This window comes from Runella sp. R5_40, assembly GCF_057652295.1.
In genome coordinates this window covers 433,622-460,043 of record NZ_JBYFCH010000003.1, presented here as the reverse complement: position 1 = coordinate 460,043, position 26,422 = coordinate 433,622, and the positions used below count along the sequence as shown (strand labels likewise).

Genomic DNA, 26,422 nt, shown 5'->3' with positions numbered 1-26,422 from the left:
CCTTTTACTTTCTCTTAATTGTCACCGTGTAAGGAATACATTTTGGTGGAGGACAACTACAATCTGGGGCTTTCACCGTCAACTGTGCCTTACAACTATCGCTTGATGTGGCCGTTACCACTGCGTCTTTGTTGATAGGTACTCCTGACACTGTGAATGTGCCATTTTGATTGTTAGTTACCTGTCCTGCATCCACCGTAACCGTTCCGTTCGATGTCACCGTAAAGCTATAAGTCTGGCGATCTGCACTACACTTAGGCTGCTCACTTACAACTACCGTCGGGTTAGGATAGTAAGTCAATGTAAGTGGAATACGCAAGCTAATACAGTTTGAACCGTCATTTTTACGAGCTTCTACCCAATACGTACCAGCGGCAGTAGGTTTGAACTCCAACGTACCATCGGCCAATTTGGTACCACCTGTTTCACTGCTATACCAGTCAGCAGTTTCACCAGCTCCTACCACAACCGTCAATTTTGTAGCGCTATCCCCTTCGCAGAACGACTGGCTAGAGCCAATTGGAGGATTCACGGTAGGACAGTTACAATCAGGGGCAGCAATTTCGAGGGTTGTTTTACAATTGCTGTTGGTAGCTGTTGCGGTTACTAACACACTCTGCCCTGCTGGAATACCCGAAATGGTGAACAAACCACCGCCGTTATCTACCACCGCGTAAGGAGGAGTTGTAGTGATAATTCCGTTAGAAATTACCTTCACTGAGTACGTTCCGAGGTTCAATGCGCAACTACGTTCTGACACTTCGAGGAGTGGCTTGGTTGTATCAGCACTTACGGTCGTAATTCCTGTTCCTTTACAGCCGTTTGTTCTGTTGGTTACTTCAACAGAGTAAGTACCTGCTACACTTACGACAAAGCTGGCTACATTACCTGGATTAGCCACCCCTTGTGGCACTTGCCAAGTGTAGGTAGGCGTAGTTCCGCCGTTGTTCACGGTTGCGGTCAGCGTTCCTGTAGGAGTAGCACAAGTTAAGTTCAACGGGTTAAGCGCTACAGTCACACGGTTGGTATCGTTCAACACTGTTTCACTTGCATTGCCACGGCATCCATTGAGGGTATTGATTACTTCTACTGTGTAAAGACCCGCTACTGAAGCAACTGTCGTTGGGTTGTTACCAGGGTTGGTAGCCCCCGCTGGCACGCCCCAAATGTACGTTGGCGATGTACCTGCATTTACGACCGTAGCCGTTAGCGTCTGAGAAGGTGCACTACACGTCAATGTAATTGGGTTCAACGTTACCGATACTTTTGTTGTATCAAGTACCACCGTTGTGCTCGCCGAAGCGTTACATCCGTTGGCACTATTGGTCACAATCACCGAATAAACGCCTCCTTGAGTTACCACTAAGCTATCCACATTGCCAGGATTGGTTACACCACTTGGCACACTCCATACGTAGGTTGGGTTGGTTCCTTCGTTATCAGCAGTTACTTTCAACGTTTTGCTTGGGCTTGCACACGTTAGCGTTACGTCATTTAGCGCTACCGTTACTTTGGTAGTATCTGCTGTTACCCCTGTAATGGCCGTACCTTTACATCCATTGATGGCATTGGTAACTTCAACCGAATAGAATCCTGTTTTAGAAACGACAAAGTTGTTGACGTTGCCAGGGTTTGTTACACCGCTTGGCACTGTCCATGAATACGTAGGATTAGCGCCTGCATTAGTAGCAGTGGCGGTCAAGGTTTGGCTTAGATTGGTACACGTCAACTTAATTGTATTGAGTGATACAATCACTTTGGCGGTATCAGCAAGCACAGAAGTTGATGCCGTTGATTTACAACCGTTTGTGTTATTTGTTACTTCAACCGAATACGTTCCAGCATTGACAACACTAAAACTTGCCACATTTCCTGGATTTGTAGCTCCACTTGGTACTGTCCAAACATACGTAGGATTTGCACCTGCGTTGGTAGCTGTGGCAGTTAAGGTTTTGCTTGGTGATGCACAAGTTAGTGTCACTGAATTAAGTGAAACTCTTACCGAGGCCGTATCAGCAGCTACGGTTGTTGTAGCCGATGCTTTACAGCCGTTGGCGGCACTTGTTACTTCAACAGCGTATGTTCCTGCACTTGTTATGGCAAAGCTTGCTACATTACCTGGGTTGGTTACGCCATTTGGCACTGTCCATGCGTAAGTTGGATTTGCTCCTGCATTGGTCACAGTTGCTGTCAAGGTCTGACTAGGCGCTGCGCACGTCAAGGTAAGTGGGTTCAAAGCGACGGTTGGTTTTAACGTATCTTGCGTCACGAGTGTACTTCCATTAACCGAACAGCCATTGACAGGATTTGTAACCAAAACTGAATATGACCCTGCTTTCGTTACGGCAAAGCTCGCTACATTACCTGGACTTGCTACGCCACTTGGCACTGTCCACGTATAAGTTGGATTTGCGCCTGCATTGGTCGTAGTGGCTGTCAAGGTTTGGCTTGGTGATGCACAAGTCAATTTAATCGTGTTCAAATCCACCGTTGGTTTGGTAATATCTTCCGTTACAATCGCGGTATCCGAAGCCGTACAACCGTTGATGGTATTTCTTACCGTTACGATATAAGAACCAATGGTATCCACCACAACGCTTGAGGTGGTTAGTCCATTCACCGATGGATGTCCACTCCATACGTATGTTACCCCGCTAGACGCCACCGCCGTCAGGGTCAGTTCTGTTTTGATACAAGTGAGCACCCCACCTGCCACCGAAACCGTTGGGTTGGTTTTGTTTTCATCTATCACTACCGCATCCGTGGCCACACATCCATTAGGCCCTGTTACAGTCAAGGTATAAGTACCTGGCAATGTAACGGTTGGTGTTGGAATTGAAGCATTTGGCGCAAATGTAGCACCCACAGGCCCTGTCCAGCTATAAGTAACGCCTGGCGTTGTGCTGCTGCCGTCCAATTTTACCGAAGTGACTTCGCAGGTCAAGGTTTTGTTTTGACCAGCGTCCACGTTGGGAAGGGTCTTGTTTTCACTCACTACTGCCGTATCTGATGCCGTACAGCCGTTGTCAGGATTTAAGACCGTTACGGTATAAACACCTACTTGTTGAACGGTAATAGAAGCATTCGTCGAGGTAAAGCTGTTAGGCCCCGTCCATGAGTAAGTTACCCCTGGAGGCGCTGCTTCGGCTAAGATTGTCACTGACGATTTAACGCAGTTGATTTCTCCACCATTTGCCACCACAATCGGGCGATTAACGTCTTGCGACACAATAGCGGTGTCACTTGCTGTACATCCACTTCCGATGTGCGTAACAGTTACCTGATAAACACCTGAGGCAGAAACCGTCACATCTTTCGTAGTTTGGCCATTTACGCCTAAACCTGTCCAAGCATAGGTTACATTTGATGAAGCATTTGCAGAGAGTGTTAGGTTTAAGGTCGAACACGTCAATTCGCCTCCATTCACCTGTACGGTTGGAACCGTTTTATCTTGGGTTACTGTGGTTGATACGTTTCTAGTACATCCGTTGGCTGAGTTTGTAACTACCACCGAATAAGTACCTGCCACGGTCACTGCAAAACTTGCTACGTTGCCAGGGTTAGTCACACCCGCTGGAACAGTCCAAACATACGAAGCAGTTCCGCCGTTCAGGCCACTCACGGTGGCAGTCAAGGTCTGGCTTGGTGCTACGCACGTCAATTTGATGGTGTTCAAACTAACAGTAGGTTGAGTTTTATCTTGGGTTACTGTGGTTGAGGCTGATCTCGTACAACCATTTTTTGAGTTTGTTACAACCACCGAATACGTACCAATTACTGTCACCGCAAAACTTGCTACGTTGCCAGGATTGGTCACACCTGCAGGTACTGTCCAAGCGTACGAGGCTGTTCCGCCACCCAAATTGCCCACAGTAGCGGTCAATGTTTGACTTGGCGATGCGCAAGTGAGTTTAAGGGTATTCAAAGAAACAGTTGGCAGTGCTTTGTCCTCAGTCACTGTCGTTGAAGCTGTTCTTGTACAACCATTTTTAGAATTTGTTACTACGACAGAATACGTACCTGCTACTGTCACAGCAAAACTAGCTACGTTGCCAGGGTTGGTCACTCCCGCAGGAACTGTCCAAACATACGATGCCGTTCCGCCATTTAAAGCACCTACCGTTGCTGTCAAGGTTTGACTAGCAGACGCACAAGTAAGCACAACTGTATTCAAACTTACCGTTGGGGGCGTTTTATCCTCAGTGACTGTCGTAGTTGCCGCTCTTGTACAACCGTTTTTAGAATTTGTGACCGTCACTGAATACGTACCTGCTACTGTCACGTTAAAACTAGCCACATTGCCTGGGTTAGTTACTCCCGATGGTACTGTCCAAGCATAAGAGGCCGTTCCGCCGTTAAGGCCACCCACCGTTGCGGTCAAGGTTTGGCTAGTCGTTACACAAGTTAAAGTAACGGTGTTCAGTGAAACTGTTGGCTGGGCTTTATCTTCTGTTACAGTCTTAGAGGTAGAAGCAGTACATCCATTTCTTGAGTTAGTAACAGTTACGGAGTAGTTGCCAGCAGTGGTTACGTTAAAACTAGCCACGTTGCCTGGGTTAGTCACTCCCGACGGTACTGTCCAAGCGTAAGAGGCTGTTCCACCGCCTAAGTTCCCCGCAGTGGCCGTCAGTGTACCACTTGTTTTTGTACAAGTCAACTCTAAAGTATTAAGACTTACGGTAGGCGTAGAAACGATACTTGTAACAATAGCGGTATCAGTAGCCGTACAAGTTACGCCCGACTTCGTTGCCGAATACGTCACCGTGTAAGTACCTGCCGCCGAAACCGACGGGTTGGCCGAAGCACTTGTAAAAGAGTTAGGACCCGTCCAAGCGTAGGCAGAGGTTACACCGCTTGTTGGGCTACCTACTGCCGTAATTTGCACGGTAGATGGCACACACTTCAACAAGCCACCAGTGGCCGAAACGGTCGGTCTCAACACATCTACTTGGTATTTTACCCAAGGTTGACAGGCAGCTGTTGCTCCTTTCAAACAAGCATACACATAGTATGTTTTTACTTGTCCATTTACAGCAGGGAAATTAGAAGAAGACAACGACGCCGAACCTGAATTGATAGCACCACTGCCTAAAATCGTTTTACCATTTCCTGTAGCCGTGTATGGATTTGTTACTTCTGAATCAAAACGAACCCATTCAATAGTCACAGGACTACGCGCCGTTGTACTGGCAGAAAATGCCACACTCGTACCTGGGCAAATTGTTCTTGCAGCCGATGGGTTCGGGTTAGTAACGGTTGGGCACGTTACTTGCAAACAAGCAAGATCGACCTTAATATAGTCTCCGCTGGCCGTACCCTCTACTTGTACATACGAGGTATTGGCTGGCGCAGTGCCGCTCAAGAAGTACTGCTGTGTCAAAGGAGTTGGCCCAAAGTCCACATCTTTATCAACCTGTACTTCCGTACTACTTAAAAGCGTATTTGCAGAATTGTAAAATTTGAGTTTAATGCGGTGATCTAAGTCTGGGCGGTGCGTACCTGCCCAAATTGACAATGATACCGTGCTTCCTGGCGTAATGTTAACATTTTGGTAGAATCGAGCGCTAGAAGACGTTGCTTCCAAAAATGCGTTATTGTTGCCACACACTTGGTAGCCCGTACCACTGTAGAAATTTCCACCACTGGAACTCCAACCCGATACGCCTCCTTCAAAACTCGGATTTGAAAGTACGTTATTGGGGCAGTTACAGTTTACCGTACATGTTAATTGTGCGTTAAGACTGGAAGTTGGCGAAGTTCCTGTTCTGGTGTAATTTACACCTGCATACGTAAATTCGATACGGACAGGGGTACCATTGGCTATAGAAGCCACATTATAACTTCCCAATGAATTGGTAGTTGCTGTACCAAGTAAGGCACCAGTAGAGCTATTGACAACCCGTACGGGGATACTTGTCAATCCCTCACCATCATTATAGGCATTATTACCGCTTTTATCGCAGTAAATACGACCACCGACATCGGTGGCTAGGGCTGCATGAGCAACAACTAGCATCAACACTCCTACCCACCAAGACACGGTCTTAGAGCTTAACAGGGTGGAGAAAATCTGCCTAGGTTTGACTCGAAATTTGCTTGTAAACGAAGTCATGGGGCGTAAAATTTAGATGTATTATAGAGCAGTAGATTTATTACTTTTTGATGGGCACACCGCCTTTTTTGGTTTGTTTAATCGTGAATGGCACGCACAAATCAGCAGGACAGCAGTTGTTGCTGGCTTCAACAATGATGGGACAACACCCATCGGCAGGGCAGGCATTTGACGAGGCCGTAAAGGTATAAGTACCTGGTTCTGTGATAAGAATAGCATTTCCAGTAGCCACGGGCGTTTGTCCACCATCTTTAAACCATTGTACATTTTTGTATTTTTCAGGAATAGATGCTTGAATCGCATCACCTAGACAAACCTCCAATGGCACCGTAAAACACTCACTGTCAATATCATCTTCTTCTGTATTGCCATTGCAGGGTGTTGAATCTTGGTCTTTTTCAGTCATGGTACATATCTCAGCGGTATTAAACCACACGCCTTGTGCCACTACTTTGACAACCAATAAAAGCACCGCCGTATCTCCTGGCGCGATTGAGCCAATTGTCCATGTTTTGCTGTTAAAGTCATAATTTCCAGTAGCAGAGGCATAAGTGACGTACTCAACACCTGCGTTTAGGCTATCTTTGACCGAAACATTGGTAGCCGTTGACTGCCCCTCGTTCCATACCTTTATGGTGTAAGTAAGATTATCACCTATTCGTGCCACTTTTTTATCAATAGATTTACTAAGCGCAAGGTCGTATGCCCCTTCGCATGGCTTAAATGATGGCGAAGGCGCTACCGCCGCCGCTGTACATCCATTGGCATCTTGTACAAAAATGATGTTTCCACCCGTTGTTTTTAATTGCAAACTGGTCATTTGACCTCCACCCGCAACGCCTGTAAGCGTCTGGGTAATTCCTACTGGAATTGGGCCATTTCCGATGCTTGCTACACCAGTAGCCACTGTGACAGTGTAGGTACCTTGGCTCGGAATCTTGAGCGTAACCGTGTAAGTCGTATCTCCCGTACAAGCAGGAATCGAATCCAGCTCAAACTTGGGCAACGGCAGGATTGTATATACTTTTTCGGCAAACGGCAGGCAATTTGGCACATTCGTTGGCGGTGTACTCAAAATGGCATAGACATAGTATTTGATTGGAGCTGTACCGTTATTGGCGGGCAATTGTAGGCCAGGAAGGCCATTTGGCGCACTTACCAACGAACCTTGTGGTTTTACTTCTTGAATAAGTGTTCCGCCCGAATACATGCTTGTACCCGTTTGTTGAGAAGCAAAGTAAACAAAACGCACTACTTTAGAGGTATCTGAAACCTGAACTGTTATACCCTCACCATAATAGCCCGAGCAAAGTGTATCGGTAGCATCAACCGCCGTAATGGTTGGGCAGTTGCCCACGCATGGGGTAGGATTTACCACCACCGAGGTGTCTTTGTAACAACCTTCGTTGCTAAATACCCGCACATAATAGGTAGTTGAGGCAGTTGTATTGGCAATATTTTGGGCAATAGTCGTGGGCAAGCTGCTGATTTCAGTACCTTCCGACGCTGCCGTTGGTAGCGTTCCTGCTCCTGTGGTATTAAAAGCAAAGAACTGACCCACTGTAGCCGACGTAAGTGCCACACTTCCATTATTCAAGGCAGTCCCACCTTGGCAAATAGGGTTTTTCGCTTGCACCGTAAACGTCGGTTTAGGACTAATGGCCAACGTCACTGGAATGCGTACTCCGTTTACTTCATTGTTACAACCTGAGGCTGTGCTTTTGGCCTGCATATAATAAGTACCTACCGCTGTAACACTGAATGTGAGCGTATTAGAAGCTAAAAGCGTTCCTCCAGTGGCTGCACTGTACCAATCTACTGTGGTGTTTGCACCTACCAATGCGGTAAAAGTCGGGGTAGGAATAGCCACTCCTTCACAAATTCCCACGTTTGCCGCCAATGCCGTCGGAGTCGTTGGAATACAAGCACAGTTAGGAGCAATGATGGTCGTATCTTTTGAACAGCCATTCAACGTAGAAGTCAAGACTAGATTCTGCCCTGCGGTTACGTTTGAAATGGTATAAGTTCCTGTTCCCGTGATGGTAGTTCCTGACGGTGAGCTTACCGTCACAGTACCCGTAGAAGTAATGGTAATTGAGTATATTGAATTACCCGCGGCACAATTGGCAATAACGCCACTGAAAGTAGGGTAAGGTTTCATTGTTACCCCAACCTGTACTCCTGTGCTTTTACAAGTGGACGCTGTTGAACTAACACAAGCAACGTAATAATTGCGGGCCTGTGTCAAAACAGGCGTTGTGAAGCTAACCCCACTGCCAACCTCCGTCGTTAGTGCTGCTGAATCGTACCATTTTGGCACGGTACCCGTCGCACAATTGGACGCTGTTAAAGTAGCTGTTGTGCCTACACAAATTGCTACGCTGGATGCGACAGGGGCTGCTATCGGTGGGCAGTTAGCACTACAAATGGGTTTATTTACCGTGAGACGAGTCCGACATCCGTTTAGGGTTGCCGTGATGGTATATTGTGTTGTATCGCTTCCAACTGTGACAGTGAAGGTCGTGCCACTTCCGCTGACAAAACCTGCGTTTGACGTAACGACTGCCCCATTGTCAACGGTAACAGTGGTCGTATATTTTGACGTATCGGACGAACAAACCGACGACACCAAAGTAAGTTTTGGCGCAGGAAGCACCGTGACGGTAATTGTATCTTTGCCTGTACATTGGGTCTGCAACGACGTGACAGTGACGTAATAATCGGTTGTCACCAAAGGCTGTACCGTAATGCGCGCAGTGGTTACCCCCGTATTCCAAGCGTAAGAGAAATTTGTACTATCGGTATATCCAAAAGTCAATTGAGTGCCTGGACAAATTGGATTCAGCTGGATTTCGGGCACAACGACCGTCGTTTTTTGAACTCGTATGGTATCCGTACAACCACTGCTGTTGGTCAATACAAACCGATAGAAACCTCTTTTATCCAAACTTGCGATATTACCCTGTGCGTCAATGGTCGCGACGTCGGTGTTTGAACTATTATTAGGGTCGTTGAAAGACAAAAACGACCATGTTTCACCCGTACCTGCCGCCACTACCTTGGCCGTAGTTTCACAAACAGTGATGTCTTGTCCCGCATTTGGTTTGGGCGAAACCGCCACTTGAATCGTATCTCTAAATACACAGCCCGTTGATGAAGATGTAACTGCCACACGGTAATCGGTGGTTTGGGTAGGGCTTACGGTAATCGTGGCTGAGGTTGCGCCCGTGCTCCATAAGTAACTGACATTCGACAGCCCTTGGTAGCCAAAAGTCAGGTTTTCTCCTGGGCAAATCGACTTATCGGTAATGGTTGGCAACAAAAAGCTCGATTTGGTCACAACGATGGTATCGCTACAGTTGGCGTCAGATTGTCTTCTAAGGACAAATCTATATTGCCCCGAAACCGTCAAACCAGTAGCCAAGCCCGTGGTAAAAATGGTGGCGGCAGTGTTATTATTTGAAGAAAGAAACGCCCAAACTTCGTCCGAAGCTGGTGTTTTCAACTGAATTGACGTCACACAAATTGTTGTATCTTTTCCTGCGTTGGGCTTTACACAAGTTACAACTCCGCAGTCAACATTTCCCTCAAAGGGGTAATGGTGCATTTCGCCTCCCGAATGCACAAAAGACTGCCCCACCAATTGTCCCTGAATATTTGATTGGTTGGCCGTTTTCACCACAGCGGCATTAGGCGCTAGGATACTCCCTTCAATGGTTGCGTTTCCTTCGATATTGAGCGTTGTTGCACTAGGGAAATTCCAGATAATATACTTCATCGCCCCGCCCACATTCTGGTTTTTCACATTCCAAGTAAAGGAAGTACCCGTCGATACATTAATAACGAGGGGCTCACTTGCCGTAGGCGTAAAGCGTAAATTCAGTTCATTGATGGCGTTCAAATCAGCTCCCGATACATTCCAAATACGGGGCTTGCCCGCAATCGGACTTGCAGGCAAATCTAAGTATAGGTTTTGTCCCGAAATACTCGTCAAAACATCCCCATTAGCATTCTCTGTTACGACATTCGTCCCTTGGCATTGCGCAAGCGACGAGGAATTGGCCTTTAGCGTAGTAAACGCAGATGCAAAATTGATAGAAGTAGTTTCACAAACGGGGTTGTTGGTACTGCTTACTTGGTTAGGTTGGGCATATCCAGCCCAGCCGTCCGCTTGCGTATTAATTTGAATCCAGCTACTTGGCGAAGCATACCCTTCCGTATTTTTGGTGATACGTATTGGCGAAAAAGCGTCGTTATTATCTTTATACCAAACCGTTAAACCAGTGCAATTCCCTATTTTAACGTACCCTTGGGTATTCATTTGCAACTGCCCAGCAGTCAGCGTCACTCCGCCACCTACTACGAGCCCAATTGGTATATTCCCTACCTTCAAGTCACCCACATTGACCGTCGTTATTTGGTAATTACCTCCCACGGTCAAGTTGCCTCCGATAGCAACGGGGCCTTCACTCTCGTTATTGGTCAATGTAGCATTCCCTTGGGTAAAAATATTAAACTTCCCCACACTGGAAAGTGGATTTTGCGCAATCGCGAAAAAAGGGAGTGAGCTTATAAGTACGGACAACATCCATCCAATACTCAAATTTCTTGAAGAGCGACGAGCAACAAGGCACGCATGAATGCGAAGCCTTAAATAGGGCTTGTAAAGAAACAACATAATAGAGTAGAGTAAGTACTGTTAAACAAAGCACTCACGATGAAGCTATACAACAGCAACCAAAAGAAAATTTTTCTAAAAAAATGGTTTTCTTTCAGGTGGCATTATACCACTTTAACGTCCCTATTTTTAGGACAAAAACTATACCAAAAAGAGAAAGACAGCGACAACACCCTCAAATACAAGAAGTTATATATTATACTTTATTTTCACCAAAAGTATAAGTATCAAAATAGAATGTACAGGTACAGTCCACAAATTTTGTGCCATTTATTTAAGGCAGAAGGTCGGGGCGCCGCGCTTGAGTACGTTCCAACGATTGCTGAAAGCGCCAATCAGAGATTTTGGCTTCGTGGCCCGAAAGTAGAATATCGGGAACTTTCCAGCCTTCAAAATCGGCAGGGCGCGTATAAACAGGGGGCGCCAATAAATTATCTTGAAAAGAATCGGTAAGGGCGGAGGTTTCGTCGTTTAAAACCCCTGGAATAAGGCGAATAATTGAATCAGCAATGACACAGGCAGCCAACTCGCCACCCGACAGTACATAATCTCCAATGCTAATTTCTTTGGTAATAAAATGCGTTCTCACCCGCTCATCTACCCCTTTGTAGTGCCCACAAAGAATGATTAGATTTTCGGTGAGCGACAGGCGGTTGGATGTTTTTTGGTTGAGGCGCTCGCCATCGGGCGTTACGTAAATCACCTCATCATAGGTGCGTTCGCTCTGAAGTTTTCGAATACAGCGCGCAATGGGCTCGATGGTGAGCACCATTCCAGCACCACCTCCAAACGCATAATCATCCACTTGGCGTTGTTTGTTAAGACTATAGTCGCGCAGGTCATGCACAACCACCTCTACATGCCCACCCTCTTGGGCACGTTTCAAAATAGAGTGTTCAAAAAAACTGTCTAACAAACGAGGCAAACAAGTGATGATGTCAATGCGCATAGGTATATTTCTTACAACTTTTAGTAGGCGACTAATCTTCTATTTCACTATCATCGTCATCAGCGACGGCGTTCGTTCCTTCGGTATAAACATCCACCAACCCCTCGGGAAGGCTCACATTCATCACTTTTTCTTGGCGATTTACGCCTTTGATAATGTCATCATTGACGGGGATGAGCACTTCTTGTCCCTGATACTCCATCGCAATCAGGTCTTGGGTAGCCATGGTATAGACAGTTGTCACCAAGCCTAAGGCGCCCAAAGTAGCGTCTATAATTCTAAAACCAACAATTTCGTGGTAGTAAAACTTCGACCCATCCAGCTCATCGAGGGTATCTTCTGGCAAGAATAGTGGGCAATTAATCAGCGGAGTAGCCTGTTCGATGGAATGAATATCTTCAAACTTCACGATGGCTTTATTTCCCCGTTGAATGTTGATTTGTTGGATAAAGTAAGGAATTAACTGTCCTTTTATTTCGACAAAGACAGACTCCATCTGCTCGTAGTCGTCAGGAAAGTCAACGTCTAAGAAGATAACCACCTCTCCCTTCGTCCCATGGGTACGAGTGACGTGCCCTAGTTGAAAACAATCGTTGTGCTGCATGATGTCTAAAAAACAAAAAATGGTATGGGGCTAAACGAATAGACCCATACCATTTGTAAAAAGAGAAAATTATTCAGCTGCTCCTTCGGCTGGGGCTGCCTCTTCGGCTGCTGCCTCAACTTCTGCTACTGCCACTGCATTTTTCTTTGCAATAGCGGCCGCACGTGCTTCATTCACTTTGCGTTCTGCATCTAGTTTTGCCAATTTCTCGTCTGCTTGTTTTTGAGTCAAGCCGTCAGATTTGGCATCATTACGTGAAGCTTTTTCTTGTTTCCAAGCTTCAAAACGAGCATCAGCAACTTCTTGAGTGATTGCCCCTTTTCTTACCCCTACTTGCAAGTGCTTACGCAACATTACACCTTCGTGGCTCAAAAGCGCGCGAGTTGTATCTGTAGGTTGTGCACCGTTTAAAAGCCATTTTACCGCCTTATCAACGTTCAAAACAACTTTTGCAGGGTTAGCAATTGGGTTGTACGTACCCAATTTTTCAATGAAACGACCATCACGTGGTGCTTTAGCATCTGCTACGACGATGTCGTACATTGCTCCTTTTTTGCGTCCGCGACGCGCTAAACGAATTCTTACCATTGTTTTTGTTCAGTTTACTATATGAAGGAACACGTCCTTCGTGTGTAACGTGGGCGCAAAAGTATGCGATTTTCCTTAAAAAACAAAATGGGCATTGCTTTTGAAACAATGCCCATCCGTTATTTTTATAAGAATCGTTACCGATTATTTCTTCTTTCTAGGCTCTTTGGCTACTTTACCAGGCTCTTGATCTTTCTTTTTACCCGTACGGAAACCTGCAGGATAAGAAGAACGAATGGAGTTCATTGGCAAAATACGAATCTCTACCCGACGGTTACGGCTCATTCCTTCCACTGACTTATTATCTGACACTGGGCGTAACTCTCCGTAGTATTCTACCAATACGCGGCTTGGGTCTTGCATACCGTTACGAATCAAATAACGTTTAGCAGCTTCCACCCGGCGCTTCGACAACTGAATGTTATAATTATCAGACGCACGGGCATCGGTATGGCCTACAATCACCGCGCGGCAGTTTGGACGCACGTTCAAGAGGTCAATCACTTGCTTCAAGATTTGCTGAGAAGGGTCTTTGATGATGGCTTTATCAGTATCAAACTCAATATTACCAAACATCGCCTCGCACTCTTCTTTAGGCAAATTTTTCGCAATGATGTCTTTCACGTATTTTTCCAAATCCATCGCAACCCCACCTCCAGACACGATGCTGTTGGCTGGCGTATTCGGTTCTTTATCAAACAAGTCAGCGACACCATCACCATCTGTATCGGTAAACAAGCGTGGATCAACTGGCTTAGGCATATTCGCTTTAGCAATCGAGTCCGCATCGTTCATGGTAGGATTATACGGCGGCGCAATCAAATCCATTGGATTCGTATAACGCAAGTGGTAGCGGCCTTTGGCAGGGTCATGCACCCAGTTTCCTTTGGCATCTTTTTTCGCCATCACAGCATTCTTGCCTATTTTATACGTTAGAGAGAGGCCAACGCTTCCCCACTTGTCTAATTTTGAGTCGCCTTTTCTAAACAACCAAATATCTTGACGAGGATATTGCTCTGAACCACCGCCACCGTAAGTTACGTCTAATTTCTCCGTATTTACGTGATTGAGGGTAAAGTCCAACCCAATGTCGATTCGAGGAGATGCTTCAAAATGAATGGCCGAACCGATTGGGAAAACAATTTCACGGGTATAAGTCGAACCGTCGCGTTCCCACTCACCTGCTGTTTTAGAGCTTCGGTTGGTATTGGTACGAATCAATTCAACGGATTTGCCAGTACCTAAGCGATACACCCGCGAGTTGAACCACATGTAGCCATACCCAGCATACACATCCCACTTCCAGCGTTTCAGCTTATTGTATCCAAACAAAATCGGCTTGAGGTTTGCGTGGGCGTTGATTGTGGTTTGTAAAAACCCTTTGCTTTCAAAATGGGCATTGTAAATACGCTCTTTTGAACCATTCAGGTTGCCAGTCCAAAAATTGAGACTAGCGCCAAAAATAGGCGTTACTTGCTTGTGGAGTGCAAGCCCAAGGCCACCCGTCAAATGTTCTTCGGGGCCGAGTTTAAAATCATACTGACGAAGATCCCCATAAAATTGGGTAAGAGCCGGGGTAATTGTAAGTGCCCATGTATTTAACTTGTTTGGACCTTCGTAGCCCGCGCTTTTAGGGCTAGGCGACTGCGCATTGGTCTTTGCTACAGCCAACGATAACAAAAATAGAGTGGACAGTAAATTAATTTTTTTCATGGGCAATGAGTGTTGTTTACTGCAAAATAGTATTACAAAACTTTTTTTTAATAGCGTAATCGGGCCTATAAGCCGGATTCTGTTTATCAATTTAACTTGACAATCTTATCATTTATCTGGCTTCAACGTTGCCGTTGAAATCTATCAACCTACCCATGCCGACACCTCCGAAGAGAATTAGAACGAGTAGCTCTAAAATCGACACTTATTTGGTCTTTCAGCCCGTAAGGTTTACCGTGCCCCGTCTGTCGCCAGCCGAGCGGTGGGCTTTTACTCCACCTTTTCACCTTTTCCATTTCTTATTCAGAAACGGTAGTTTATTTTCTGTTGCACTTGCTGTCAAATAGCCGTCGCCAACTATTTGCCTTCCCGTTAGGAAGTACGGTACTCTGCGCTGTCCGGACTTTCCTTCCTGCTTTCAACCTAAGCGAGAGCAGAACGATAAGACGGCCTCGATAACGCTATCGGGTACAAAGCTATAAAGAGTTCGCCTCTTTAAAAATCAAATAAAAAGAAAAAAATCGTAAATACCATGAATAGGGGCGCTTTTTACCCTACAATAAGCCGTCTATTTTGACGTCAATCTGTCCTTTTGCCACAATTAATGCTACCAAAGAGGTCGGTGTTAGATAGACTTGATCAGGGTCGAGACGGTCTAATCGCCCTCCAAATGCAACTCCTTTGGCCACTTTCCGATTGGTAAGCTGTTGGCGAATAGCTTTTTGCGCTTCATCCACCTGATCACCTACCGAAAACACAAACTGCTGTTCTATCTGTTTGGCAAATTTTCCTTGTAAGAGCCAGTTGGCCGTTTTCAATAACACATTCTTGGTGTCTAAATCATAATCAACATTTTTTAACGATAACGTTCGTGACGCTGCATCATAATGCGGAATCCCTTTTAAATAAATGACGCCATTGATACTTCCTTTCACCCCCGATTTGATAATCAGCTTATCGTTCTGACCATAAATGTCAACACTCGTCACCTCAATTTTGTATTTTCCTTCTTTAAAATCAAACCGTTTTCCTACAAATTGCGTGGCTGCCAGCTTCGACGCTTCTTCGTAAGGTACCACCCCAATTAAGCCAATCTGAAAGCCTTTGGGAATATCTTTCACAATCATCAAATTAGGAATTTCGGTTGCAGGTTTGATGGTTGGCTTTTCTCCCGTGAGGGTTTGGGTAAAGCCTCTGATGCCGATACTTGTGCTAATTTTTCCTTTATCAACTTGAAACGGTGTCATTAAAATGTCCGTCGGAGTAACAACCAGCCAAGTACGGTATTCTTCCGACAATTGGCGCGGCTCTCTGATGAGGTTCCATGCCTGCACTACGTATGGTTTTACTTCGATGCTCTCTTGGATGTTTTTATCAATGGCCTTGGAAAATGTCTCAAGGTTTTCGGAAATTTTACGGCTGATGATGCCCGTAATTGGGATTTCGATGTTGGCTACTTTGATGCTTGGCTTGGTCACCCAATCAAACCCCGCAGATACCGTCTGAGAACGTACTTTCCAGTCGGGGTCAACGCCAAAACGCGTCATAAATTTGAGATTGATTTGAAATTCGGTCGCTTGTGCACCCGTAATTCCTAAAACTTGGTACGATTTTTCTCCCCAAATTTTCAGCGGAACAGTATAGTACAATAGCGAATCGCGGGCTTCCGCTACGATGAGCGCCCGTTTCCACACTTTTATTTTAAACCCTTCTTGGCGGTCGTTATCTTCATAAATCAAACCTTGCACTTGTGTATTGAGGTGGCGCGTCAGTTCGGCAATCGACAATTCGATGGGAACGTGAACCGTCGATCTATGTTTTTCACTCTGAATATCCATGTTCGTGTGTTTATACGATTCAGTAGGTGCTTTGGGCTGCGTGGTGGTGGATGGCTGGCAACCCGTCAGTACTAAAAAACAAACTAAAGGTAAAAGAAGCAACGACTTTGAAAAGTGAAAACAAATAACAAATGGCTGTTTTTGTAGCATGGCAGTTAGGTGCAAAAGCACGCGTTATTTGGGTTAAATTAAGGTTGGTCTTCGATGTAACAACAGGGTATTTTCCAGTCAACTCCTTGTACGCGCTGAACTCCCATAATGGCCTGTGGCATCAGTTGTTTCAGGGCGTGGATACCCGCAGCAAATCCTTGCGGCTGCTCGGCTGTGATGACGATACGCTGGGGTGAAATATCCAAAAAGTAGCCTTTATGACCTAATTTCAGGTCTTTGCCTGGCACAAGATTGATGCCTTCTTTGACGCGAAAATTGCCCGCAAATACGCGCGTATCATGCCCCGACACCAGCCCAATGGTTTGCGCAAACTCTTCTGCGAAGTGGCGCAAGTACGGGTCGGTGCTAGTGACGGCAATCAGCAAAGTTTTGGGGAAAATAAAATGGCCATTTTTAGGCACTAAATGCGCTGGTTTGGGAACAATCGGGTAGGTTGACTGCGCCAAGGCTGCCCCCCAACTTGCTACGCTTAACCACAGATACAAGCAAACTTTTTTCACCTTTTTCGTTCTTGAATTAGGCCAAACGGGCTCCATTGGGGACGGGGCGCTCGGGCTGAGACAGCACCACTTCGCCATCGGGCAGCACAAATCCCGTCACGAGTACTTCCGACATAAAATCGGCCACTTGTTTTGGGGGAAAGTTGGTCACACAAATCACTTGGCGACCTAGCAGTTCTTCTTTTGTATAAAGCTTCGTTACCTGCGCCGAACTGCGTTTTATCCCAATTTCGGCTCCTAAATCAACCCAAATTTTATAGGCTGGTTTCCGCGCTTTTTGAAAGTCTTCCACCTGCACAATTGTTCCTGCGCGAAGTTCTACTTTTTCAAAGTCTTGCCACGAAATATCCATTGTCGCTGTTTTTTACGTGTTCTTAACGTAGCTACCAAGCAATTTGATATAGCTGCGGTGTTTTTTAAACACTTTCTGCACATTCTCGTCCTTGAAGTACCCCTCTAATTCAATAAAAAACCAAAAATTAAAATCCTCGCTTCCTTTATAAGGGCGACTTTCAATTTTGGTCAAGTTGATATTAGCTCGTTTAAAATCTTGAAGAAAGCCTGCTAAAATCCCTGGCTTCTCGGTGTCAGGCAAACGCGCAATCAGCGTCGTTTTATCATTTTCGCTCGGCTGATTGATAAAATCTTTGGCCAAAATAAAAAAGCGAGTGCGGTTGTTGCTGTTATCTTCGATGTTATCAAAAAGCACAGGTAAGCTAAACAAACGTGCCGCAATCACGGAGCAAATGGCCGCGCTTTCGGGGTCTTCGGAAGCCAATTTAGCCGCTTTCGATGTCGATTCTACCTGAATTTCTTCGGGCTGGGTTTGTTCAAAATACTTGTTTAAAAACCCACGACACTGACGAAAAGCAATGTCTTTTGAGTAAATACGCTTGATTTTAGAAGGGTTTTCACATTCTGTGGCAAGGGCAAAATGCACAGGAATTTTGAGCTCGGCAGCAATACTAATATTGGTTTCGTTTAATAAGTCAACCGTCTCATAAACAATCCCTTCTTGGTTATTTTCGATGGGAATTACCCCAAACTTTGCCCGCCCTGTATCCACAGCCTCAAACACCGATTTAATCGTTGGAAGGGTCATGTACTCACTCATTCCGCCAAAACGACTTTCGGCCGCTTGGTGGGTAAAGCTTCCTTCGGGTCCCAAATAAGCAATACGTTCGGGCAATTCAATATTTCTAGCCGTAGCAAAAATCTCCAGATAAATCGCCTCGATTGCCTCGGGCGTCAGCATCCCTTTGTTTTGTTTGTTAAGCCTATCCAAAATTGATTTTTCGCGTTCGGGGCGATAAATCACCGTCTTAGTAGCTCGTTTTAATTCTCCTACCTTATGCACCCACTGCATTCGTTGATTGAGGAGAATAAGTAATTGATCATCAATGGCATCAATTTCTCGACGGATGTCTTCTAAAGTCATTTTTTGGTTGGGTTAAAAAACAAAACAGCGGTTAGTGGTCAGTGAAGAGCGGCCAACACAAATAGTATATTATTCGTTGTCGGGAGTTTCGCCATCAACAGGCGGTGGAATGGTCAGTCCCGCAAAGAGTGAGTCCATCTTGGCGGCATACTCGGCAGTGTCATCCAGGTAATAGTGTAACTCAGGTACAATGCGGAGTTGGTGACGAATTTTCGTTCCTAACAACTGACGAATGGATTTGTGGCGTTCTTGGATTTGTTCGAGCAATAATCCTTTGTTTTTGGCAGCCAAAAAACTCAAATACACCCTTGCAACGCTCAAATCAGGCGACATACGCACGACGGTCACTGTAATAAAGGCATTGTCAAACCACGAACGGCCTTCTTTTTGAAATATATCGCTCAAATCTTTTTGGATTTGACGCGCCACTTTTTGTTGTCTTTTCGATTCCATACATATAGGTCGATGGAACGTACTTTCCATCTTTTTTGCAAAGGTACAAAATTCTAAAACGCGAAAGTGGTACGGTTTTTGTTCAAGAGCTAAAATAGCAAATCAGATCACTCAGCGACCATGCCTAAATTCTACACATTTGGAATACTTTTTCTGATAATTGGCTCATTTTCCAATATCTTTGGTCAAACATTTACATCTTCCAATCTCCCCATTATTGTTGTTTCGACCGAAGGGCAAACGATTGCCGATAACCCCAAGGTAAACGTCAAAATGGGCATTATTGACAATGGGCCAGGGAATCGAAATTATTACCGAAACCCTGCCAATAATAACCAACCCGACCCTTTCAATAATTTCAACGGAACGGTAGGGATTGAGCACCGTGGCTCATCTTCCCAATTTTTTCCCAAAAAACCCTACGGTTTTGAAACCCGTACCGAAACAGGCGACGACCTCAAGGTTTCTTTGTTGGGAATGCCCAAAGAAAGCGACTGGATTCTGAATGCCAGCTACACCGACAAAACCCTCATGCGCGACGTACTGACGTACCACTTGTCGAACCAAATGGGGATGTATGCTACGCGTACCAAGTTTGTTGAGTTGGTGGTTGATGGCGATTATAAAGGCGTTTATATATTGATGGAAAAAATAAAAAGGGATGCGAATCGGGTCAACATTGCCTCACTCAAACCCGCTGATAATTCGGGCGATGCCCTTACGGGAGGCTACATCCTGAAAGTAGATAAAAATACGGGCAGTGCCGACGCTTACTGGAAATCGCCTTATCCTGCCAACAACCTGATGGAAATCAACATCATGCTTGAATACCCCAAGAAAGATGATATTACCACCGCGCAATTTGAATACATCAAAAACCACTTTACCAATTTTGAGCATACCCTCAACGGCCCCAATTTTAAAGACCCGACCAATGGATATGCCAAGTACATTGACGTCAACACCTTTGTAGATTATTTTTTGCTTACCGAACTCACCTACAACATTGATGCTTACCGCCTAAGTGTTTTTTTCTACAAAGACCGCGATAGCCGCGATTCTAAAATTAAGATGGGGCCAGCTTGGGATTATGACCACTCATACGGCAACGCTAATTATTGCAAAGGCTGGGAAACCAATCACTGGGCGTATGATTTTGTGCGAGAGTTTTGTCCCCAAGACGACAAGCAAACTCCTACTTGGTGGGCACGTTTGCTTCAAGACCGTGAGTTTTGCCTCAAAGTCCGTGAACGCTGGCAGCAACTTCGACAAAATCAATGGACCAACAGCAACATTAGCAGCTTTGTGAACCAAAACGTGGCGCTCCTTGGCGAGTCTCAAGTGCGTAATTTTCAGCGTTGGCCACTGTTGGGCGAATGGATTTGGCCCAATTACTACTGGGGAAATACCTACCAAGAAGAAATTGATTGGTTTAAAAACTGGACAGAACAACGCCTCAGCTGGCTCGATGCCAACATCCCACGCGTGGGTGCCTTGGCCAACGAACCCGCCGATTGTGCCTCGGTGACAAAACCAACCGTGACTTCACCTGTCAATTATTGTATTGGGCAAACCGCTTCTGCCCTTTCCGCAGGTGGCGTAAGCCTAAAATGGTACACCCAAGCAACGGGCGGCACTGGCAACACCTCCGCTCCTACCCCAGCGACGAGCAGCGCGGGCACAACGTCGTACTACGTTACCCAAACCATCAATAATTGTGAAAGTACACGGGCGCAAATCGACGTAATAGTGGCGAGCCAAGCCACAGCACCTACGGCTACCACGTCCATCGAATACTGCCAAGGCCAAACGGCATCAGCCCTTACGGCTAATGGCTCAAACCTAAAATGGTACACGGCACCTTTTGGAGGAACAGGCGTAACCAATGCCCCTACCCCTTCAACTTCCGCCGCTACGTTGACCAGCTATTTTGTTTCACAAACCGTGAATGGCTGCGAAAGCAGTCGTACTCAAATCAACGTAAATGTCAAAAACCGACCAGATATTCCGCACACGGTAGCCAGTCTCAATTACTGCCAAGGCCAGACGGCACTGCAACTTTCGGCGAGCGGAACGGCATTGTTGTGGTACAACAATCTTATTGGAGGTACTGGCTCCTCAGGGGCTCCGATTCCATCGACAAGTACCGTTGGCACTACCTCCTATTTTGTCAGCCAAACCCTCAATGGTTGCGAGAGCAATCGCGCCGAAATCAAGGTCAATGTAGGCACCAAAACCACTGCTCCTAGCGCGTCTAACGTTGAGTATTGTCAAGGCCAAACGGCATCGCCTCTCACGGCGGTTGGAAATGATTTGTTGTGGTACACTTCTTCAACGGGAGGTGAAAGCAGCACCACGGCCCCCACACCCTCCACTGCTAGTCCCAACATTTTGAGCTATTTTGTTTCACAAACCATCAGCGGATGCGAAAGCAACCGTACGCAAGTGATGGTGACCATTCGCAGCAAACCTAGCCTTCCAGAGGTGGTTAATCCACCAAGCTATTGTCAGGGAGATGCAACCAACCCACTTAGCGCCACTGGCTCAAACCTAAAATGGTACGACATTGCAGTAGGCGGAACGGCCAGTAGTACTGCCCCTAGCCCTTCGTCGGCCACCGCGCGCACGGTTGCGTATTACGTCAGTCAGACCGTTAATTCGTGCGAAAGTAGCCGTGCCATGATACCCGTCACCATCAAAGCCAAACCTGTTCCGCCTACGGTTTCTGGTTCAGTCAGTTATACCCAAGGACAAGCACCCGCTGCCCTGAGTGCCACTGGTAGCTCCTTAAAATGGTACAGTTCATCCACTGGTGGAACGGGCAATTTGACGGCTCCCACCCCTTCTACGACTTCCATAGGAAGTACATCTTATTATGTATCCCAAACCGTAAACGGCTGCGAAAGCGACCGCTCGTTGATTACGGTACTGGTAAGCCCACCGTCTCAAGTGACGGCTTGTATCGAAACCAAAGTATTGTTGGAAGGTGCTATGAATGGAACCACCATGCACACCAAGCTCAACCAACTTGGATTATTGCCAGGGCAAACGCCTAAGGATGCGTTAGCAACCAAAACCGCTGCGGGTCAGCCCTACAAAAATGCGCCTTGGAATTATCCTGGCAGCGAAGGCTCTGAAATTTATTCTCCTGATGTCGTTGACTGGGTATTGGTTTCGCTACGGACGTCGCCCGAAGAAGCAAATTCGACTATCTTTAAAACCTCGGGGCTGCTTTTTAAAGACGGTACTGTACAAACCACGGGGGCTTGCCCCGTCGTTAATCCTACCCAAACATTGTTTGTGGCCATCGAACACCGCAACCACATCGGAGCGGTATCGCACGATGCTGTAGCCGTCGTAAACAATACAATTAGCTATGACTTCACCAAACGCCAATCGTACGTGCCTGCGGGGCTTCCCGCGTCGGGGCAGTTGCAAGTTGGCAGTGTTTTCTGTCTTTTTGCTGCCGATTCCTATAAAACGTCTTTTGCCGAAGTGAATGCCAACGATGCTTCAATTTGGCTGAACGAAAACGGCAAATTTGGGCTCTACAAACTCAGCGACTTCAACTTAGACGGTGAAATCAACGCCAACGACAACTCCATTTGGCGACGAAACAACGGCAAGTTTTCGGGGGTGAAGTTTTAATATGTTCCAACATCACATATTTCGGCGGTACTGGCCTCCTACTTGGTACAAGGCCGCCGAAATTTGGCCGAGTGTGCATACTTTCACCGTCTCCATTAAGCATTCAAACAAATTACCGCCTTGCAGCGCCACTTGTTGTAGCGTCGCCAATGCGGCCTTGGCTTGGGCTTCGTTGCGCTGCTGAAACGCTTTTCTCGACGCAACGGCGTATTGTTTTTCGTCGTCGGTCGAGCGGATGACTTCAGCGGGGAGCGTCGTGGGAGAGCCTTTTTCGTCCAAAAATGTATTAACCCCGATAATCGGCAACGCCCCCGTATGCTTCTGCATTTCGTAGTACATCGACTCCTCTTGTATTTTGCTGCGTTGGTACATGCGTTCCATCGCCCCCAACACTCCCCCACGTTCGTTGATGCTCAAAAACTCTTGGTAAACGGCTTCCTCGACCAAATCAGTCAATTCTTCTACAATAAACGCTCCTTGCAATGGATTTTCGTTTTTGGTCAACCCAAACTCGCGGTTGATAATCAACTGTATCGCCATCGCCCGACGCACGCTTTCTTCCGTAGGGGTCGTGATGGCCTCGTCGTAGGCGTTGGTGTGCAACGAGTTGCAGTTGTCATAAATCGCCAACAACGCCTGCAAGGTCGTTCGAATGTCGTTGAAAGCTATTTCTTGCGCGTGCAAACTCCGCCCCGACGTCTGAATGTGGTACTTGAGTTTTTGACTACGGTCGTTGCCTTTGTACTTGTTTTTCATGGCTTTGGCCCAAATCCGCCGCGCTACGCGCCCCAAAACGGTGTATTCAGGGTCCATTCCGTTGGAGAAGAAAAACGACAAGTTAGGCGCAAAATCGTCGATGTGCATACCACGACTGAGGTAGTATTCCACAAAGGTAAAACCGTTGGACAGTGTAAACGCCAGCTGCGAAATAGGGTTGGCGCCCGCCTCCGCAATGTGGTAACCCGAAATCGAAACCGAATAAAAATTTCGAACTTGATTTTCAATAAAATACTGCTGAATGTCGCCCATCAGTTTGAGCGCAAACTCGGTGCTAAAGATGCAAGTGTTCTGCGCTTGGTCTTCTTTCAAAATGTCAGCTTGTACCGTTCCGCGTACTTGACGCAGGGTATCGGCTTTAATTCTTTGATAGACATCGGCAGGTAGCACTTGGTCGCCCGTCGTGCCGAGGAGCGCCAACCCGAGGCCGTTGTTGCCTTCGGGAACCTCACCTTGGTAGGCAACCTCACCCCTAGCCCCTCTCCTTTCAGGCGAGGGGGATTTTTGTTCCCCTATTACCTCGGTCCCTACAGGGGAGGGACCGAGGGTGGGGTTTTGCAGGTACTTCTCACACTGCTGATCAATGGCCGCATTTAGGAAAAACGCCAGTACAATGGGCGCGGGGCCGTTGATGGTCATGGACACCGAGGTGTTGGGGTCACACAGGTCAAAGCCGCTATATAGTTTTTTGGCATCGTCGAGGGTACAGACACTCACGCCCGAGTTTCCGACCTTCCCGTATATGTCAGGGCGTAAGTCGGGGTCTTCGCCGTAGAGCGTCACCGAATCAAAAGCCGTGGAAAGGCGTTTGGCGGGCATTCCTTTGGAGACGTAGTGAAAACGGCGGTTGGTGCGTTCGGGGCCACCTTCCCCCGCAAACATCCGCGTTGGGTCTTCGCCCTCGCGTTTGAGCGGAAATACACCAGACGTATATGGGTAAGCGCCAGGAACGTTTTCGGTGAGCAACCATCGTAAAATATCGCCCCAATCGTGGTACTTGGGTAACGCTATTTTGGGGATTTTGATGTGCGACAGGGTTTCGTACCAAAGGTCTTGTTCGATGATACGGTCACGGACTTTGAACTGGTACTTTTCAGCGCGGTATTGTTTCACCGTCTCGGGCCACTGTTCGAGTAAGCGTTTGCAGTCATAATGCAAACGAGCTTCCAAATCGCCATAGATGACCTTGAGGTCGTCCACTTTGCCAAAATTCGGCAAGGCTGACAACGTTTTGAGCGTACCGTCCAACTGGTACAACTGCCGCGCAATGGCGCATTGGTCGTTGACAAACTGCTCATACGCGCGGGCATTTTCCACAATTTCGGCCAAATACCGCACGCGGTCAGAGGGAATGATGCCGAATGACGAGGGACGAGGGACGAATGACGAATTTTTGCTTTTTCTATCCCCCTTTACCCATTGCCCTTTACCACTCGCCTCTTGCCCATTTGCACTTTCCACTCTACCCTCTGCCCCTTGCCCTTCGCCCCTTGCTCCTTGCCCCTTGCTCTCCAGCAACTCCAACACCTTGGCGTAGAGCGTGTTCATGCCTTCGTCGTTGAACTGACTGGCCATGGTACCAAAGATGGGAAGTTGGTCGTCGGGGACATCCCAGAGGTTATGATTGCGGCGGTATTGTTTGCGCACGTCGCGCAGGGCGTCGAGCGAGCCACGTTTGTCGAATTTATTGATGGCAATGAGGTCGGCGAAATCGAGCATGTCGATTTTTTCCAACTGCGTAGCCGCGCCGTACTCCGCCGTCATCACGTACAGCGAGACGTCGGAATGTTCGGTAATTTCGGTATCGGATTGGCCAATGCCCGACGTTTCAACGATAATTAGGTCAAAATGAGCCGCTTTGCAAATATCAATGGCATCTTGTACGTGCCGACTCAGCGACAAATTGGACTGCCGCGTAGCCAGCGAACGCATATAGACCCGTCCTTTGGCGATGTCGGGGTGCAGGGAGTTCATCCGAATGCGGTCGCCGAGCAAAGCCCCGCCCGTTTTGCGTTTGGAGGGATCCACGGAGATAACGGCCAAGGTTTTATCTTCAAAATCGAGCAAAAATCGTCGGATGAGTTCGTCCACCAACGACGATTTTCCTGCCCCTCCCGTACCAGTGATACCCAAAACAGGAGTCAGAAGCGAGGAGTCTGGAGTGAGAAAAAAGGAAGAATTGAGGGAATATTCGGCTTCAGTAATAGCTCTGGCAATCTGTTGGTTTTCAGTTATTTTTATTCCATGGGCTATGGACTGTGGACTATCAACCAAGGGAAAATCGCAGTTCTTTAACAAATCATCAATCATTCCCTGTAACCCCATAGCACGGCCATCGTCGGGCGAATAGAGGCGGGTGATGCCGTAGGCGTGCAGTTCGGCGATTTCGGAAGGCAAAATAGTGCCCCCTCCACCTCCAAAAATCTTGATATGTCCTGCCCCTCGTTCTTGCAGGAGGTCGTACATGTACTTAAAAAACTCCACGTGCCCCCCTTGGTAGCTGGTGATGGCGATGCCGTGCGCGTCTTCTTGGATGGCACACTCCACAATCTCCTGTACCGAACGATTATGTCCCAAGTGAATCACTTCTGCCCCAGAGGCTTGCATGAGGCGGCGCATGATGTTGATGGCGGCATCGTGGCCATCAAAGAGGCTCGCCGCCGTGACGATTCTGATGGGATACGTGAGTGAGATTGGGGATTGAGTGACTTTTTCCATGTTCTGACGTTTACCGATAATAACAAAGCGAAGGTAGCGGAAATTGGAAAAAAAATAATTTTCTATCTACTCTTATGGCGCCTATCCAACAAATATGACATATAAACGCTACAAAGTATGAAAATTCGTCCATCAAAAATCATTAACCGCAACCAAAATCGCATAAAAATGGTATGATAAAACCAAAATTTATGTGGAAGTGGTAGGTCGTAAGATTTTAATCAAAATGCCTACA

General features: G+C 46.8%; 13 protein-coding genes and 1 other RNA gene. 1 reads left to right on the top strand and 13 read right to left on the bottom strand.

Annotated elements, in window-relative coordinates:
* Positions 1-4: 4 nt before the first annotated feature.
* The 12 genes from AC23N5_RS09190 to rbfA all read right to left on the bottom strand — a co-directional run bounded on the left by AC23N5_RS09190 (position 5) and on the right by rbfA (position 19,044).
* Positions 5-6,040: a beta strand repeat-containing protein gene (locus AC23N5_RS09190; RefSeq protein ID WP_487755322.1), complete on the bottom strand. Its 6,036-nt coding sequence runs from the start codon at positions 6,038-6,040 to the stop codon at positions 5-7.
* 112 nt (positions 6,041-6,152) lie between these two features.
* Positions 6,153-10,790: a collagen-binding domain-containing protein gene (locus AC23N5_RS09185; protein ID WP_487755321.1), complete on the bottom strand. Its 4,638-nt coding sequence runs from the start codon at positions 10,788-10,790 to the stop codon at positions 6,153-6,155.
* A 274-nt stretch (positions 10,791-11,064) separates the two neighbouring features.
* A complete protein-coding gene (gene trmD, locus AC23N5_RS09180; protein WP_122931745.1) occupies positions 11,065-11,739 on the bottom strand; it encodes a tRNA (guanosine(37)-N1)-methyltransferase TrmD in 675 nt (224 codons plus the stop codon).
* Positions 11,740-11,770: 31 nt separating this feature from the next.
* Positions 11,771-12,343, bottom strand: coding sequence for a ribosome maturation factor RimM (gene rimM / locus AC23N5_RS09175; RefSeq protein ID WP_183973621.1), 573 nt, complete (start codon positions 12,341-12,343; stop codon positions 11,771-11,773).
* A gap of 69 nt (positions 12,344-12,412) precedes the next feature.
* Positions 12,413-12,931 (bottom strand): 30S ribosomal protein S16, encoded by a 519-nt coding sequence (locus tag AC23N5_RS09170; RefSeq protein ID WP_183973619.1) that lies wholly within the window; start codon positions 12,929-12,931, stop codon positions 12,413-12,415.
* 144 nt (positions 12,932-13,075) lie between these two features.
* Complete coding sequence (locus AC23N5_RS09165; RefSeq protein ID WP_487755320.1) at positions 13,076-14,644, bottom strand: OmpA family protein; 1,569 nt, start codon at positions 14,642-14,644, stop codon at positions 13,076-13,078.
* A 52-nt stretch (positions 14,645-14,696) separates the two neighbouring features.
* Positions 14,697-15,103: RNase P RNA component class A (gene rnpB / locus AC23N5_RS09160), an RNA gene on the bottom strand.
* 95 nt (positions 15,104-15,198) lie between these two features.
* Positions 15,199-16,482: a DUF4403 family protein gene (locus tag AC23N5_RS09155; protein WP_229601319.1), complete on the bottom strand. Its 1,284-nt coding sequence runs from the start codon at positions 16,480-16,482 to the stop codon at positions 15,199-15,201.
* A 188-nt stretch (positions 16,483-16,670) separates the two neighbouring features.
* Positions 16,671-17,153, bottom strand: a complete 483-nt coding sequence (locus tag AC23N5_RS09150) for a glycoside hydrolase family 20 zincin-like fold domain-containing protein (protein ID WP_487755319.1) — start codon at positions 17,151-17,153, stop codon at positions 16,671-16,673.
* A 16-nt stretch (positions 17,154-17,169) separates the two neighbouring features.
* Positions 17,170-17,505: a tRNA-binding protein gene (locus AC23N5_RS09145; RefSeq protein ID WP_487755318.1), complete on the bottom strand. Its 336-nt coding sequence runs from the start codon at positions 17,503-17,505 to the stop codon at positions 17,170-17,172.
* A gap of 12 nt (positions 17,506-17,517) precedes the next feature.
* Entirely contained in the window at positions 17,518-18,591 is a 1,074-nt protein-coding gene (gene pheA / locus AC23N5_RS09140) for a prephenate dehydratase (RefSeq protein WP_487755317.1), read from the bottom strand.
* A gap of 69 nt (positions 18,592-18,660) precedes the next feature.
* Entirely contained in the window at positions 18,661-19,044 is a 384-nt protein-coding gene (rbfA, locus tag AC23N5_RS09135) for a 30S ribosome-binding factor RbfA (protein ID WP_183973609.1), read from the bottom strand.
* A 120-nt stretch (positions 19,045-19,164) separates the two neighbouring features.
* On the opposite strand from rbfA, the gene AC23N5_RS09130 reads away from it, so the two are divergent.
* Positions 19,165-22,692 carry a CotH kinase family protein gene (locus AC23N5_RS09130; RefSeq protein WP_487755316.1) on the top strand — a complete coding sequence of 1,176 codons (3,528 nt, stop codon included), beginning with the start codon at positions 19,165-19,167 and terminating at the stop codon, positions 22,690-22,692.
* A gap of 12 nt (positions 22,693-22,704) precedes the next feature.
* Here the strand turns inward: AC23N5_RS09130 and AC23N5_RS09125 are convergent, their stop codons facing one another.
* On the bottom strand, positions 22,705-26,187 hold the full coding sequence (locus tag AC23N5_RS09125; protein WP_487755315.1) for a methylmalonyl-CoA mutase family protein: 3,483 nt from the start codon (positions 26,185-26,187) through the stop codon (positions 22,705-22,707).
* Between the last annotated feature and the right edge of the window lie 235 nt (positions 26,188-26,422).